Here is a 13,064-nt window from a genome sequence, read left to right on the forward strand (position 1 = left end):
CGCCCAACCCGGCTCCGCTTCCCCCGGCCAACCCGGCTCCGCTTCCCCCGCCCAACCCTCCCTGAGGAGGCCCGGGGCCGCAGCCGTGGAGGCCCGGATTGCCGCCGCCATCGCCGCGGAGCTGGGCGTCCGCCCGGCCCAGGTGCGTGCCGCGGTGGGACTGATGGACGACGGCGCCAGCGTCCCGTTCATTGCCCGGTACCGGAAGGAAGCGACAGGGACGCTGGATGACGCCCAGTTGCGCGAGCTGGAGGAGCGCCTGCGCTACCTGCGGGAGCTGGAGGCACGCCGGAAGACCGTGCTGGAGTCCGTCCACGCCCTCGGCAAGCTGACGGAACAGCTGCGCGCCGCGATCGAGGCCGCCGCGACCAAGTCCGACCTCGAGGACCTGTACCTGCCCTACAAGTCCACGCGCAAGACCAAGGCCGACGCCGCCCGGGAGGCGGGCCTGGAACCGCTGCTTGACTCGCTCCTGAAGAATCCTGCGCAGGCCCCCGCCGTCGTGGCAGACGCGTACCTCAACCCGGACCATGCCGTGGCAAGCGCCGACGACGCGCTGGCCGGCGCCCGCGCCATCCTGATCGAACGCGCGGGCCAGGATGCGGCCCTGGTGGGGGAGCTGCGCGAGCGGCTGTGGAAGACCGGCCGGCTGCGCTCCAGCGTGAAGGCCGGCAAGGATGCCGCCGGGGAGAAGTTCAAGGACTACTTTGACTTTGCCCAGCCGCCGCACACGCTGCCCAGCCACCGGGTCCTGGCGCTGTTGCGCGGGGAAAAGGAGGGCGTCCTGTCCCTGGACCTGGCGGAGGCGGACACGCGCGACGCCGACGCCCAGGCCCAGGCACGCGCCAGGTACGAAAGCGCCGTGGCGCACTCCCTCGGCATCACCGGGTCCGGCCGGGCCGCCGACACCTGGCTCATGACGGGCGCCCGTCTGGCCTGGCGCACCCGCATCCTCACCCGCCTCTCCGTGGACCTGCGCGTGCGGCTGTTCCAGGCCGCCGAGGAGGAATCCGTGCGCGTGTTTGCCGCCAACCTGCGCGACGTCCTGCTCGCCGCGCCGGCCGGCAACCGTGCCACGCTGGGCCTGGACCCGGGCCTGCGCACCGGCACGAAGGTGGCCGTGGTGGACGGCACCGGCAAGGTCACCGCGACGGACACCATCTACCCGCACGCCCCGGCCAAGCGCTGGAACGAGGCCCTCGCAACGCTCGTGGCGCTGGCTGAAACACACCAGGTGGAGCTCATCGCCATCGGCAACGGCACGGCCAGCCGCGAGACCGACAAGCTGGCCGCCGAGCTGCTCGCCGAACTCAAGCGCCGCAACCCGGGCCGCGTGGTCGCCAAGCTGGTGGTCTCCGAGGCGGGCGCCTCCGTCTACTCGGCCTCCGCCCTGGCCGGGGCCGAGCTGCCCGGCATGGACGTCTCACTTCGCGGCGCCGTCTCCATTGCCCGCCGCCTGCAGGACCCGCTCGCGGAACTGGTCAAGATCGACCCGAAGTCCATCGGCGTGGGCCAGTACCAGCACGACCTCACCCCGGCCAAGCTGGAACGCTCGCTGGACGCCGTCGTCGAGGACTGCGTGAATGCCGTGGGCGTGGACCTCAACACCGCCTCGCCCGCGCTCCTGGCGAGGGTGGCCGGCGTCGGGACCCTGCTGAGTGAAAACATTGTGGCGCACCGGAACGAAAACGGCCCGTTCACCAAGCGCCGCGAACTGCTCAAGGTGGCCCGGCTGGGCCCCAAAGCGTACGAACAGTGCGCCGGCTTCCTGCGCATCACCGGGGGAGCGGAGCCGCTGGACGCCTCCAGCGTGCACCCCGAAGCGTACGGGGTGGCGCGGAAAATCCTGGCTGCCGTGGGTGCGGACAAGGCGGAAATCTCCGGCGGCGTGGCTGCCGTGGCAACAGTCGACCCGCAGGCCTTTGTGGACGGCGCGTTCGGCCTGCCCACCGTAAAGGACATCGTGGCCGAGCTGCAGAAGCCCGGACGCGACCCCCGCCCCCGCTTTGAAACAGCCACCTTCACCGAGGGCATCGAAAAGATCACCGACCTTTACCCCGGCATGATCCTGGAGGGCACCGTCTCCAACGTGGCGGCCTTCGGCGCGTTCGTGGACATCGGCGTGCACCAGGACGGGCTGGTCCACGTTTCGGCCATGAGCAATTCCTTCGTCTCCGACCCCCACACCGTAGTCAAGTCCGGACAGGTGGTGCGCGTGAAGGTGCTCGAGGTGGAGCCGGAGCGCAAGCGCATCTCGCTGACCCTGCGGCTGGATGACGAGGCGAAGGCCGCAGGACCCCGCCAGGCCCGGCCGGCGGAGGGTTCCCGCCAGGCCAAGGGGTCCGGCCAGGCCCGGCCGGCGGCCAAGGGGTCCGGCCAGGCCCGGCCGGCGGCGACCGCCATGGCCGAGGCCCTGCGCCGTGCGGGATTGGGGAAGTGACCACCCCGCGGCGCTTCACATGTTCGGCACCGTGCAGGTTTGGCGCGAAAAGTCCAGCACATCTTCGCGCAGGGGTCATATAACCGTCATAATGTTGCAGCTTTGCGGGCCGGTCTCGCACACTGGTAGCAGGTCATGAGTGCCTGCGACAAGCCCCGGCTCGCAGGCCGGCAACCCTCCTTTCCGCGGCGGGGTGCCCCGGGTGAAGACCAGGCGTTGGGCCAGCCGGCCCCAACGCAAGCGCGGGCCGCAACTTCCAAGCCCGGCCCCCGTCGGTCCCTCGGACCAGGCGGGGCCATACTTGGACGGCCTCTAGTGTGTAAGGAGCTCACCATGAGCAACGCATGGTCCTTTGAAACCCGTCAGATCCATGCCGGCCAGGAGCCGGACGCCGCCACCGGCGCCCGGGCGCTGCCGATCTACCAGACGACGTCGTTCGTGTTCCCTTCCACGGAGAGCGCTGCTGCCCGCTTTGCGCTTTCCGAGCTGGAGCCCATTTACACGCGCATCGGCAACCCCACCTCCGACGCCGTGGAACAGCGCGTCGCCAACCTGGAGGGCGGCGTCGGCGCCCTGCTGCTCGCCTCCGGCCAGGCCGCCACGACGTTTGCCATCCTGAACCTCGCCCAGGCCGGCGACCACATCGTCTCCAGCCCCAGCGTCTACGGCGGCACCTTCAACCTGCTGGCCCACACGCTGAAGAAGCTTGGCATCGAGGTCACCTTCGTCTCCGACCCGGACAACCTGGACGAATGGCGCTCCTCCGTCCGGCCCAACACGAAGGCGTTCTTTGGCGAGACGGTCTCCAACCCGCGCCAGGACGTGCTCGACCTGGAAAACATCAGCGCCATCGCGCACGACGCCGGTGTGCCGCTCATCGTGGACAACACCCTGGCCACCCCGTACCTGATCCGCCCCCTGGAATGGGGTGCGGACATCGTGATCCACTCCGCCACCAAGTACCTGGGCGGCCACGGCAACGCCATCGGCGGTGTGATTGTCGACGGCGGCAAGTTCGACTTTGCCGCCAGCCCGGAGAAGTTCCCCGGTTTCAACACCCCCGACGAAAGCTACAACGGCCTGGTGTATGCCCGTGACCTCGGCGTGGGCAGCGCCCTGGGGGCGAACCTGGCCTACATCCTCAAGGCCCGCGTGCAGCTGCTGCGCGACCTCGGCTCCGCCATTTCCCCCTTCAACGCCTTCCTCATCGCACAGGGCATCGAGACGCTGAGCCTGCGCGTGGAACGCCACGTCAGCAATGCCGTGAAGGTGGCCGAATGGCTCGAGGCCAACGAAAACGTCGAGGCGGTTGCCTACGCCGGCATCCCCTCCAGCCCCTGGTTTGAGCGCGGCCGCAAGTACAGCCCCAAGGGCACCGGCGCCATCGTCTCCTTTGACATCAAGGGCGGGCTGGACGCCGGCCGCCGCTTCGTGGACGGCCTGGAGCTCCACTCCCACGTCGCGAACCTCGGCGACGTGCGCTCCCTGGTGATCCACCCGGCGTCGACCACCCATGCACAGCTGAGCGAGGAGCAGCGGCTCGCCGCCGGCGTCCGCCCCGGACTGGTCCGCCTGTCCGTCGGGCTGGAAGGCGTTGAGGACATCATCGCCGATCTCGAGGCCGGATTCCGCGCAGCCAAAACTGCGTGAGTGCCATGGAAAGGACGGCTGCGGAGGACAGCGTGTTTAGCCCGGACACCGACCCCGGAACGCCCGGCCCCGGAGGCAGCCCCTGGTCTGCCGCCGTCGGGCAGGGCGGCGGCGTGCTGCGCAGCGTGAACATCGGCAACCTGCCGCTGGAGGCCGGGGGCGAACTGCCTGCCGTCACGGTGGCCTACGAATGCTGGGGCACGCTGGACGCGTCCGGCAGCAACGCCGTCCTCATCCAGCACGCCCTCACCGGCAGCACGCACGTCAGCCGCGGCGACTCCGAGGAGGACGGCTGGTGGGAGGGCCTGGTCGGTCCCGGCGCCGTGGTCGACACCAACAAGTATTTTGTGGTGGCGGCAAACATGCTCGGCGGCTGCTACGGCACCACGGGCCCGTCCAGCATTGCCGACGACGGCGCGCCCTACGGCTCACGCTTCCCGTTCGTCACGATCCGCGACTCGGTCCACGCCGAGGCGCGCCTGGCCGATGCCCTGGGCGTCACCGCCTGGCACGCCGTGATCGGTGGATCCATGGGCGGCGCCCGCGCCCTTGAATGGGCCGTGACGTTCCCCGAGCGGGTTCAGCGCTGTGCCGTCGTGGCGGCGTGCGCGGCCAGCACGGCCGAACAGATCGCCTTTGCCCAAGCGCAGGTGCTGGCCATCCGGCAGGACCCGAACTTTGCCGGCGGGGACTACTACGACGGCGCGGCGCCCGTCCTGGGTCTCGGGCTGGCCCGGCGGATTGCCCACATTACGTACAGGTCGGAGCAGGAGATGGGTGCCCGCTTTGGGCGCTCCGTGCAGCCCGGCGAGGACCCGCTGGGGCACGCCCGGCTGCGGCCTGCCGCCGGGGGTTCCGTGGAGGGGCGGTACCAGGTGGAAAGCTACCTGGACCACCAGGCGCGCAAGCTGGTCACCCGCTTCGACGCCAACAGCTATGTGGCGATCACCGAGGCGCTCATGAGCCACGACGTCACGCGCGGCCGCGGCACGCTGGGCGAGGCCCTGGCCCGCACCGAGGGCGTGGAGTTCCTGGTGGCAGCGGTCAGCAGCGACCGGCTGTACTTCCCGGCGCAGTCGGCGGAACTGGCTGCCGCCCTTCCCGGCGAGGTCCGGGTGCGCCACATCGACTCCGCCATCGGCCACGACGGCTTCCTGACCGAGGTGGGCGCCGTCGGCGAACTGCTCCGGGAGTCCTTCTTCGCGGAGTAGTCCGGCGGGGCCGCCGGGCCTGGCTCCGGGCGGTTCCCGGGCCGGGACGCGGCCGGCGCCTAGAAGTTTTTGAAGATCGCTTCGCGGTGGGCTGCGTACTGTTCGGCCGTGACCTGGCCGGCGCGGCGGGCGGCATCGAGGGCATCCAGCTGCCGCTTGAGCTCGGCCTCGGCCCTCATGCGCTCGTTGGCGAAGCCCATCGACTGTTGCCCCTGGGCGTTGTCGTAGGCCTTCATCGGGACGCCGTTGAGCAGCGTTCCGCCATGTGGGATCGGCGGATCCTGCCGGACGGTCCGGGACTGGATTCCGCGGGGCGGGGCATTGCGGGTGCGCTTGCGGCGGGAGGACGCCCGGACGAAGCTCGCCACCAGGGCCACGCCAAAAAACACCAGGATCAACCACGGCGGGACTGCGCCGGATCCGGATGACGAGGCAGCCATGGTCCCGGCTGCCGAAGGGTCGAGCATAGTCAGCACAACACACCTCTTCCACGCTCAGGGACGCAGACAACTGCGTCTCCTTCCATGGTAGTCCGGAATGGTGCACCCCGGCCCGGGCGGGCCGGCAGGTGGCTAGTGCGAAAGCGGCAAACCCGTTCCCAGTCCCGGCCCAAACACCGGGCCGGCCGTTGGGCGCTTGGCGGACATTCCGTCGCCGGAGGAGCGGTGCCGCAGCCGGCGCAGCACCCAGGGGAACAGGAACTCGCGCGCCCACACCAGGTCCTCGGCCCGGGCGGCCTGCCACTTCTGCACAGGCAGGGGCTTCGGCAGCATCGGGAGCAGTTCGTGCGGGACGTTCAGCGTGTCCAGGACCATGATGGCGATGTTGTGGTGGCCCAGGGGGGAAAAGTGCAGCCGGTCCGGGGACCACATTTGCGGGTCCCTCAGCTGGCGCATGGACCACATGTCCGCCACGACGGCGTCGTGCCGCAGTGCGATGGTGCGGAGGTTTTCGTTGTACACGGCCACGCGGCCCCGCACCATGCCGAGCACGGGCGTGTCGCGGATGTCCGGTCCGTTGAACAACAGGACGGTGGCCCCGGCTGCGGACATCCTGCCCACGGCTGCATCCAGGCGTTCGGCCAGGTGGTCGGGGTCGGAACCGGGCCGGATGAGGTCGTTGCCACCTGCGGAAATGCTGATCAGGTCCGGCTTGAGCGCCAGGGCCGGTTCCAGCTGCCCGTCAATGATCTGCTGCAGGAGCCGGCCCCGAATGGCCAGGTTGGCATATTTGAAGTCGTCGCGGCCGCGGCTCAGGTCCTCGGCCACCCGGTCCGCCCAGCCGCGGTGCCCGCCGGGGCTGTTGGGCTCGGGGTCGCCGATCCCCTCGGTAAAGGAGTCGCCGATGGCAATGTAGCGGTTCCACGGGTGGCGGGGCGGCGCCACGGTGCCCGGCTGCCGGGATTCTTCTGCGTCGGAAAATTCACTCACGGTTCCATACTGCCCTCGGGGCCCCTCCCGGCGCCACCGGTCCGCCCGGTTGGCCCCCTGCAACAGCGCCATGGAAAGATGGGGCGCATGAGTGAATCCCCCCAAGTGCTGTGGTCCCGTCCCGAAAATGAGCGGGCCGGCACGCCCCTGCTGGTCATGTTCCACGGCTACGGTGCCGACGAAGCCGACCTCTTCGGGCTGGCGGCGCAGCTGCCTGCCGAGTTCACGGTCGCCTCCGTCCAGGGGCCGCTGCAGGCCGGCCCGGGCCGGGCCTGGTTCCCGCTCCGGACGGACCTTTCCTACTCGCTGGACTCGGTCACGGAAACGGCGGCAGGCGTCGAGGCGTGGCTGGACACCATCCGCGGCGCGCACAGCTCGGTGACCCTCTTCGGGTTTTCCCAGGGCATGTGCGTGGCCACCACGCTGCTGCGGCACCGGCCCGCAGACTACGTGGCCGTCGTCGGGCTTTCAGGATTTGTGGTGGAGGCGGACGGGGACCCCTGGTTCGATGACCAGGCCACGGCCGCCGCGAAGCCGGAGATCTTCTGGGGCCGCGACCAGGCCGACCCCGTCATACCCGCCGCCGCCGTGGAGTACACCAACACCTGGCTGCGCGCCCACACCGAGCTCACCAAGGTGCTGTACACGGGCATTTGGCACGGCATCAACGCCCAGGAAATAGCGCACGTGGGCGAGTTCCTGCGGTACAAGGTGCTGAACTAGGCCCTACCTGGGCGTGCTGATCCGCACCGTTTCGCCGCCCACGGTGACGGTGTCGCCGTCGTGCAGCTGGCGGCCGCGGCGCTCGTCGATTTCACCGTTCACCTTGACCATGCCGTTCTTGATGAGGTCCGCGGCCTCCACACCGTCCTCCACCAGGCTGGCGAGCTTGAGCAGCTGCCCCAGGCGGATCATGTCGTCGCGGATGGGAATGTCGATGATCTCGTGTGAACTCATGGGTCAATTGTGCCGCATGGGGCGCGACGCCGGCGCCGGCCGGTTATAACGTGGTGGGAGACACGCCAGCCATCCAGGAGCCCCCATGAATGCCAGTCAGATCATTGTCAGCGGCTACACCCGGGAGCCCTACGGCGGGGGCCCCGGCGTCGGGCGCTTTTCGCTGGAACCGGACGGCACGGTGGGGCGGCAGCTGGCCGTCGGAGGCGCGGTGAATCCGTCGTTCATCGCGCCCGGTGGCGGGGCCCTGCTGGCCGTGGAGGAGCTGCCCCAGGGCCGGATCGCCGCACTCGACCCCGAAACGCTTGAACTGCGCGGCCGCGTGGCCTCCGGCGGCGCGGACCCCTGCCACCTCGCGCTCATCGGCCCCGACGTCTGGGCAGCCAACTACTCCTCCGGCACGGCATCCGTGACACCCCTGGCCGCCGTTTTGGGAAGCACGACGCCGGAACCCCCGGAGCTGTTGTCCCACCCGGGCACCGGTCCCGTCGCGGACCGGCAGGGCGGGTCGCACGCACACCAGGTGACAGCCACCCCCTGGGGCACGGTGCTGGTATCCGACCTTGGCGCCGACCGGGTGGATGAGTACTCGGCCGCGTCCCGCGTCCGGCTGGGGTCCGCGGAATTGCCGCCGGGCACCGGGCCGCGGCACGTGGCCATCGCGGGGGAGTTCCTGCTGGTGGCCGGGGAACTTGACGGGCACCTGCATGTGCTGCGGCGCGCCGACGTGGATCCGGGCGGGGCCGATCCGCACGACGGCGCCGGCCGGTTCTGGAAGTGGCTGCTCCGGGTGCCGCTGTCCGCCGGGGCGGACGGCGGCACCGCGGGGTCGGCCCCCTCCCACATCCAGCTGTCCGGTGACGGCACCAGGCTCTACGCCGCCGTCCGGGGGGCGGACACCGTGGTGGTGCTGGACGTTTCCGGCCTGGACGCAGGCAGGCCTCCGGCCGTCCTGCGCCGGGTCCCGTGCGGCGGCCGCTGGCCGCGGCACTTTGCCCTGGGAAACAACCGGCTGTACGTGGCCAACCAGCGCTCCAACACCGTGGCCGTCTTTGCCCTTGACGGCGACGGCCTGCCCGGCGCCGAACCGGTGCAGACGGTCGGGTTCGGCAGCCCCACCTGCATCGTGCTGGCCTGAGCGGCACCCCGGCGGAACGACGGCGTCTGCCCGAGGGGCATAACCCAGGGCGGGTTGTGCCCGGAGTGCACCATGGGCACAACTGGCGGCGGGTTCGTCCCCAGGGGCGCAATTCCGCCCCGCGCACCCCCGGACGGTAGGCTTGTCCCCGGACGGACCGCACCCAGCGGCCTCGTAATTAATAGGAGTAGCAAGTGGCGCCCCAATCCAAGCTTGACCAGGTCATTTCCCTCGCGAAACGTCGCGGCTTTGTGTTCCAGGCCGGTGAAATTTACGGCGGTTCGCGTTCGGCCTGGGACTACGGCCCCCTCGGCGTTGAGCTGAAGGAAAACATCAAGCGCGAATGGTGGCAGTCCTTTGTGCGCGGCCGTGAGGACATGGTGGGCCTGGACTCGTCCATCATCCTGCCCAAGGCCGTCTGGGAAGCGTCCGGACACGTGGCCACGTTCACGGACCCGCTGGTCGAGTGCACGCAGTGCCACAAGCGCCACCGCCAGGACCACCTCATTGAGGCCTTTGTGGCCAAGAAGAAGCGCCAGCCCGAAAACGGCATGGAAGAGATCGTGTGCCCGGACTGCGGCACCAAGGGCCAGTGGACGGAGCCGCAGCTGTTCTCCGGCCTGGTCAAGACGTTCCTGGGTCCGGTGGATGCCGCCGCCGGCCTGTATTACCTGCGCCCCGAAACTGCCCAGGGCATTTTCGTGAACTTCAACAACGTGCTCACCACCAGCCGCAAGAAGCCCCCGTTCGGCATCGGCCAGATCGGCAAGGCGTTCCGCAACGAGATCACGCCCGGCAACTTCATCTTCCGCACGCGCGAATTCGAGCAGATGGAGATTGAGTTCTTCACCGCGCCGGAAGATGCCGACAAGTGGTTTAAGGAATGGGTCGACCTGTGCTGGGCCTGGTTCCTGGACCTGGGCATGAACCCGGAAAACATGCGCCAGTTCGACGTCCCCGAGGACGAACGTGCGCACTACTCCGCCGGCACCATCGACTTTGAATACAAGTTCGGCTTCCAGGGCTCGGAGTGGGGGGAGCTCATGGGCGTTGCCAACCGCACCGACTACGACCTCGGCTCCCACACCAAGGGCTCCGGCACCGAGCTGAGCTACTTCAACCAGGCCACGGGGGAGCGCTACACGCCGTTCGTGATCGAGCCGTCCTTCGGCCTGACACGCTCCATGATGGCGTTCCTTGTCGACGCCTATGTCGAGGACGAGGCCCCCAATGCCAAGGGCGGCGTGGACAAGCGCACCGTGCTGAAGCTGGACCCGCGCCTGGCCCCCGTCAAGGCCGCCGTGCTGCCGCTGTCGCGCAACGAGGACCTGTCCCCGAAGGCCAAGGAGCTGGCCAACAAACTGCGCAAGCACTGGAACATCGACTTTGACGACGCCGGCGCCATCGGCCGCCGCTACCGCCGCCAGGACGAGATCGGCACGCCGTTCTGCATCACCGTCGACTTCGACACCCTCGAGGACAACGCCGTGACCATCCGCGAACGCGACACCATGAGCCAGGACCGCGTCTCCCTGGACAAGGTGCAGGCCTACCTGGCCGCGCGCCTGCTGGGTGCGTAGGCGTGGCTGAACTTTCCTTCCGGCCGTGGCGTGACGGCGACGACCTCACCCTGCGTGAAATCTGGGGCGACGCCGACTCCGCCGCGGCCGGCCAGTTCCGCGCCGCACTGGCGCCGGGACAGGATGCCAACCCGTGGCGGCGCACCATCGTCGCCGAGGACCAGGGCATCCCGGTGGCGGCCGCCGTCGTGTATTCCACCACGCTGCACCCGGCCCGCCTCTGGGCCTACGTGGAGGTGGCCCGCGACCACCGCCGCACCGGCGTGGGCGCCACGCTGCTGACCATGCTCCGCAGCGAGGCGTCGGCTGCGGTTGCCGCCGGCCTGGCCGGCACGACGGCGTTGCGCACCAAGATTGCCCCCGGCACCCCGGGCGCGGCGTTTGCCGAAGCGATGGGCCTGGCCGTGCTGCAGCGCAACCGGGTGGTGGAGGTGGCGCCGGGCGCATTGAAGCTCCCCGTTTTCGGCGAGGGCACCGATGCCGAGGCCGCCGCCCGCGTGCAGGACCTGGCCACGGGGTCCGTGGAACTGACGGACGTGGTGGGGCGGTACTACGAAGCGGTCAACCAGTGGGACCCCACCGGGCCCCTGGCGCCGGGCGCCGTGCAGCGGATGTTCCTGGACGACCTCACCGGCGCCCACGGGGCCCTGGTGCTGCGGGCCGAGCCTTCCAGCGCCTTCGGTGCCTTCGTCCAGCCAAGCCGGAAAGGCCGCATCGAGGCGTTCGCCGTCAGCTACTCGCAGGGCCCCGGTGCGCCGGACGCCCCGGCCGCGGCAGCCCCGGCGTCGGAAGTCTTCCTGGGCGTGGAGCCGAAGCTGGAGCGGGACGCGGCCGTGCAGGCCGTGTACGACCTCCTGGCGCTGATCACCCACCAGTACCCCGTGCAGCTGGAACTGGACGACTCCATGGAGGCCGTGGCCGCCGTCGTCAATCCCATGATCGAGGTCGGGGCGGCCAAGGTCCGCGGTACGGAAACGCTGGTCGTCGGCGAATAATCGGGCCGCACCGGGCCGGCATTTTTCCGGCGACTATCCGACACCACGGCCGCGGGCGGCCTTAGTTGTCTCCTTGACGTCGCCTACAAAAAATGCCGGCCCGGCCCGCCGGACCAACCGAAGGACTGATTTCTGCCCATGGGCCATTCCCATTCGCACCCTGACGATTCCTCCTTGAGCCGGGCCGGGCTGCGTCGGCGCTCTGATGCCCGGCGCCGTGCCGTGGTGCTGTTGAGCTGGATCCTGGTGCCGCTGGCCGTGGCGACGGTGGCGGCCATGGTGCTGCTGTGGCCCGGCGGGGGAGGGGAGGCGCCGTCGGCCGGCAGCCCCTATGCGGCGGCGCAGGGTGCCTCCTTTGTGGAGGGCACCGTGCAGCGGACCGCCACGGAAAAGTGCCCCGGGACTGCCCAGCAGTCGCAAAGCTGCTTCATCGCCCACACGTCTGCCCGGGGCGGCGCGGAAGTGCCCGTCGTCGTCACGCCGGACATTGTGCAGGCGCGCGGCGTCAACGCGGGCGACACCATCCGCTACCTGAAGCTGCCCAACGTGGCCCCGGGCGTGGAGGCGGCCGGGCCCCAGTACATGTTCATGGACTTTGTCCGCACGGTGCCGATAGGCCTGCTGGCGGTCCTCTACGCCGTGGTGGTTGTCGCAGTGGCCAGGTGGCGCGGGCTGCGTGCCATGGTCGGGCTCGGCGGTGCGTTCGCCGTACTGGCCTGGTTTGTGCTGCCCGCACTCGTGGAGGGCAAACCGCCGCTGGCCGTGGCGCTGGTGGGCTCGTCCGCCATCATGTTCGGCGTGCTGTACTTTGCCCATGGTTTTTCGGCCAGAACCTCCACCGCCCTGCTCGGCACGCTCTTCGGGCTTGGCGCGACGGCGGCGCTGGCCGGCTGGGCCGTGGACGCCGCCGCCCTGACCGGAACGGCCGGCGACAACGCCTACCAGCTGTTGAACCTCACGAAGGGGATGTCGCTGTCCGGGATGATCCTGTGCGGGTTGATCATTTCCGGCCTGGGCGTGCTCAACGACGTCACCATCACGCAGTCCTCCGCGGTGTGGGAGCTGTACGAGCTGGCCCCGGACACCCCGGCCCGGTCGCTTTTCACGTCAGCGATGCGCATTGGCCGTGACCACATCGCCTCCACCGTCTACACCATCGCCTTCGCCTACGCAGGCAGCGCCCTTCCCGTGCTCATCCTCGTTTCGTTGTACGACCGCCCGTTGCTGGACGCCCTGACCAGCTCCGAGCTTGCGGAGGAAGTGGTGCGGATCCTGGTCGGCTCCATTGGCCTGGTCCTGGCCATTCCGGTCACGACGGCGGTCGCGGTCGCCGTGGTGAAGGCCACGGGCCGCCGCAACGCCCTCCAGCCAGCCTGACTCGACGCCCTCCAGCCCGCCTGACTCGACGCTCGGTTGCAACCGGGGCGTTTTTCGCCAACGCTCCGGCACGCCGTTGCGGGAGCGTTGGCCGATAGTGCCCCGGTTGCAACCGGGCGTGTGGAAAAACAGCCCCGATTGCAACCGGGCGTCTGTAGGTGCCTGCCCGCTGACTGGGCATTTGCACCGCATTGGCTGTGAAACACCCGAAACGGCGCCTTTCGGCCCCCGGGGCGTGGGAACATCAATAGCGGGTCCGGCGCCGTGTCGGCCGTAAGGAGACTTG

Annotated in this window: 11 protein-coding genes and 1 riboswitch; of the genes, 8 read left to right on the plus strand and 3 right to left on the minus strand. The window is 69.7% G+C overall.

The window, feature by feature from the left end; translation table 11 throughout:
- Positions 1–61: 61 nt before the first annotated feature.
- The 3 genes from G6035_RS03065 to G6035_RS03075 all read left to right on the plus strand — a co-directional run bounded on the left by G6035_RS03065 (position 62) and on the right by G6035_RS03075 (position 5,301).
- Entirely contained in the window at positions 62–2,440 is a 2,379-nt protein-coding gene (locus G6035_RS03065) for a Tex family protein (RefSeq protein WP_218062926.1), read from the plus strand.
- A gap of 131 nt (positions 2,441–2,571) precedes the next feature.
- A riboswitch (SAM riboswitch) is annotated at positions 2,572–2,689 on the plus strand.
- 84 nt (positions 2,690–2,773) lie between these two features.
- A complete protein-coding gene (locus tag G6035_RS03070) occupies positions 2,774–4,090 on the plus strand; it encodes a bifunctional o-acetylhomoserine/o-acetylserine sulfhydrylase (RefSeq protein WP_176615602.1) in 1,317 nt (438 codons plus the stop codon).
- 5 nt (positions 4,091–4,095) lie between these two features.
- Positions 4,096–5,301, plus strand: a complete 1,206-nt coding sequence (locus tag G6035_RS03075) for a homoserine O-acetyltransferase (RefSeq protein WP_176615687.1) — start codon at positions 4,096–4,098, stop codon at positions 5,299–5,301.
- Between the two features lie 59 nt (positions 5,302–5,360).
- Here G6035_RS03075 and G6035_RS03080 read toward each other — a convergent pair whose 3' ends face one another.
- Positions 5,361–5,777 (minus strand): hypothetical protein, encoded by a 417-nt coding sequence (locus G6035_RS03080; protein WP_176615603.1) that lies wholly within the window; start codon positions 5,775–5,777, stop codon positions 5,361–5,363.
- 96 nt (positions 5,778–5,873) lie between these two features.
- Positions 5,874–6,731, minus strand: coding sequence for an SGNH/GDSL hydrolase family protein (locus G6035_RS03085; RefSeq protein WP_371130813.1), 858 nt, complete (start codon positions 6,729–6,731; stop codon positions 5,874–5,876).
- Positions 6,732–6,809: 78 nt separating this feature from the next.
- On the opposite strand from G6035_RS03085, the gene G6035_RS03090 reads away from it, so the two are divergent.
- A complete protein-coding gene (locus G6035_RS03090; protein WP_371130814.1) occupies positions 6,810–7,454 on the plus strand; it encodes an alpha/beta hydrolase in 645 nt (214 codons plus the stop codon).
- A gap of 3 nt (positions 7,455–7,457) precedes the next feature.
- On the opposite strand, the gene G6035_RS03095 is transcribed toward G6035_RS03090, so the two are convergent.
- Complete coding sequence (locus G6035_RS03095; RefSeq protein WP_176615606.1) at positions 7,458–7,688, minus strand: RNA-binding S4 domain-containing protein; 231 nt, start codon at positions 7,686–7,688, stop codon at positions 7,458–7,460.
- An 85-nt stretch (positions 7,689–7,773) separates the two neighbouring features.
- Between G6035_RS03095 and G6035_RS03100 the strand changes: the two genes are divergently transcribed.
- The 4 genes from G6035_RS03100 (at position 7,774) to G6035_RS03115 (ending at position 12,778) form a co-directional block, all read left to right on the plus strand.
- Positions 7,774–8,826 carry a beta-propeller fold lactonase family protein gene (locus tag G6035_RS03100; RefSeq protein ID WP_176615607.1) on the plus strand — a complete coding sequence of 351 codons (1,053 nt, stop codon included), beginning with the start codon at positions 7,774–7,776 and terminating at the stop codon, positions 8,824–8,826.
- Positions 8,827–9,020: 194 nt separating this feature from the next.
- On the plus strand, positions 9,021–10,406 hold the full coding sequence (locus G6035_RS03105) for a glycine--tRNA ligase (protein WP_176615608.1): 1,386 nt from the start codon (positions 9,021–9,023) through the stop codon (positions 10,404–10,406).
- 2 nt (positions 10,407–10,408) lie between these two features.
- Positions 10,409–11,401: a GNAT family N-acetyltransferase gene (locus tag G6035_RS03110; RefSeq protein WP_176615609.1), complete on the plus strand. Its 993-nt coding sequence runs from the start codon at positions 10,409–10,411 to the stop codon at positions 11,399–11,401.
- Positions 11,402–11,539: 138 nt separating this feature from the next.
- Positions 11,540–12,778, plus strand: a complete 1,239-nt coding sequence (locus tag G6035_RS03115; protein WP_176615610.1) for a YibE/F family protein — start codon at positions 11,540–11,542, stop codon at positions 12,776–12,778.
- Positions 12,779–13,064 lie beyond the last annotated feature (286 nt).

The sequence above is a fragment of the Arthrobacter sp. SDTb3-6 genome (assembly GCF_013376095.1).
In the GTDB taxonomy this organism is placed as follows: Bacteria; Actinomycetota; Actinomycetes; order Actinomycetales; family Micrococcaceae; genus Specibacter.

Excerpts from the sequence above, each read along its gene's own strand:
- G6035_RS03100 (WP_176615607.1), top strand. The coding sequence starts at position 7,774 with ATGAATGCCAGTCAGATCATTGTCAGCGGCTACACCCGGGAGCCCTAC.
- G6035_RS03090 (WP_371130814.1), top strand. The coding sequence starts at position 6,810 with ATGGGGCGCATGAGTGAATCCCCCCAAGTGCTGTGGTCCCGTCCCGAA.
- G6035_RS03115 (WP_176615610.1), top strand. The coding sequence starts at position 11,540 with ATGGGCCATTCCCATTCGCACCCTGACGATTCCTCCTTGAGCCGGGCC.
- G6035_RS03070 (WP_176615602.1), top strand. The coding sequence starts at position 2,774 with ATGAGCAACGCATGGTCCTTTGAAACCCGTCAGATCCATGCCGGCCAG.
- G6035_RS03095 (WP_176615606.1), bottom strand. The coding sequence starts at position 7,688 with ATGAGTTCACACGAGATCATCGACATTCCCATCCGCGACGACATGATC.
- G6035_RS03075 (WP_176615687.1), top strand. The coding sequence starts at position 4,096 with ATGGAAAGGACGGCTGCGGAGGACAGCGTGTTTAGCCCGGACACCGAC.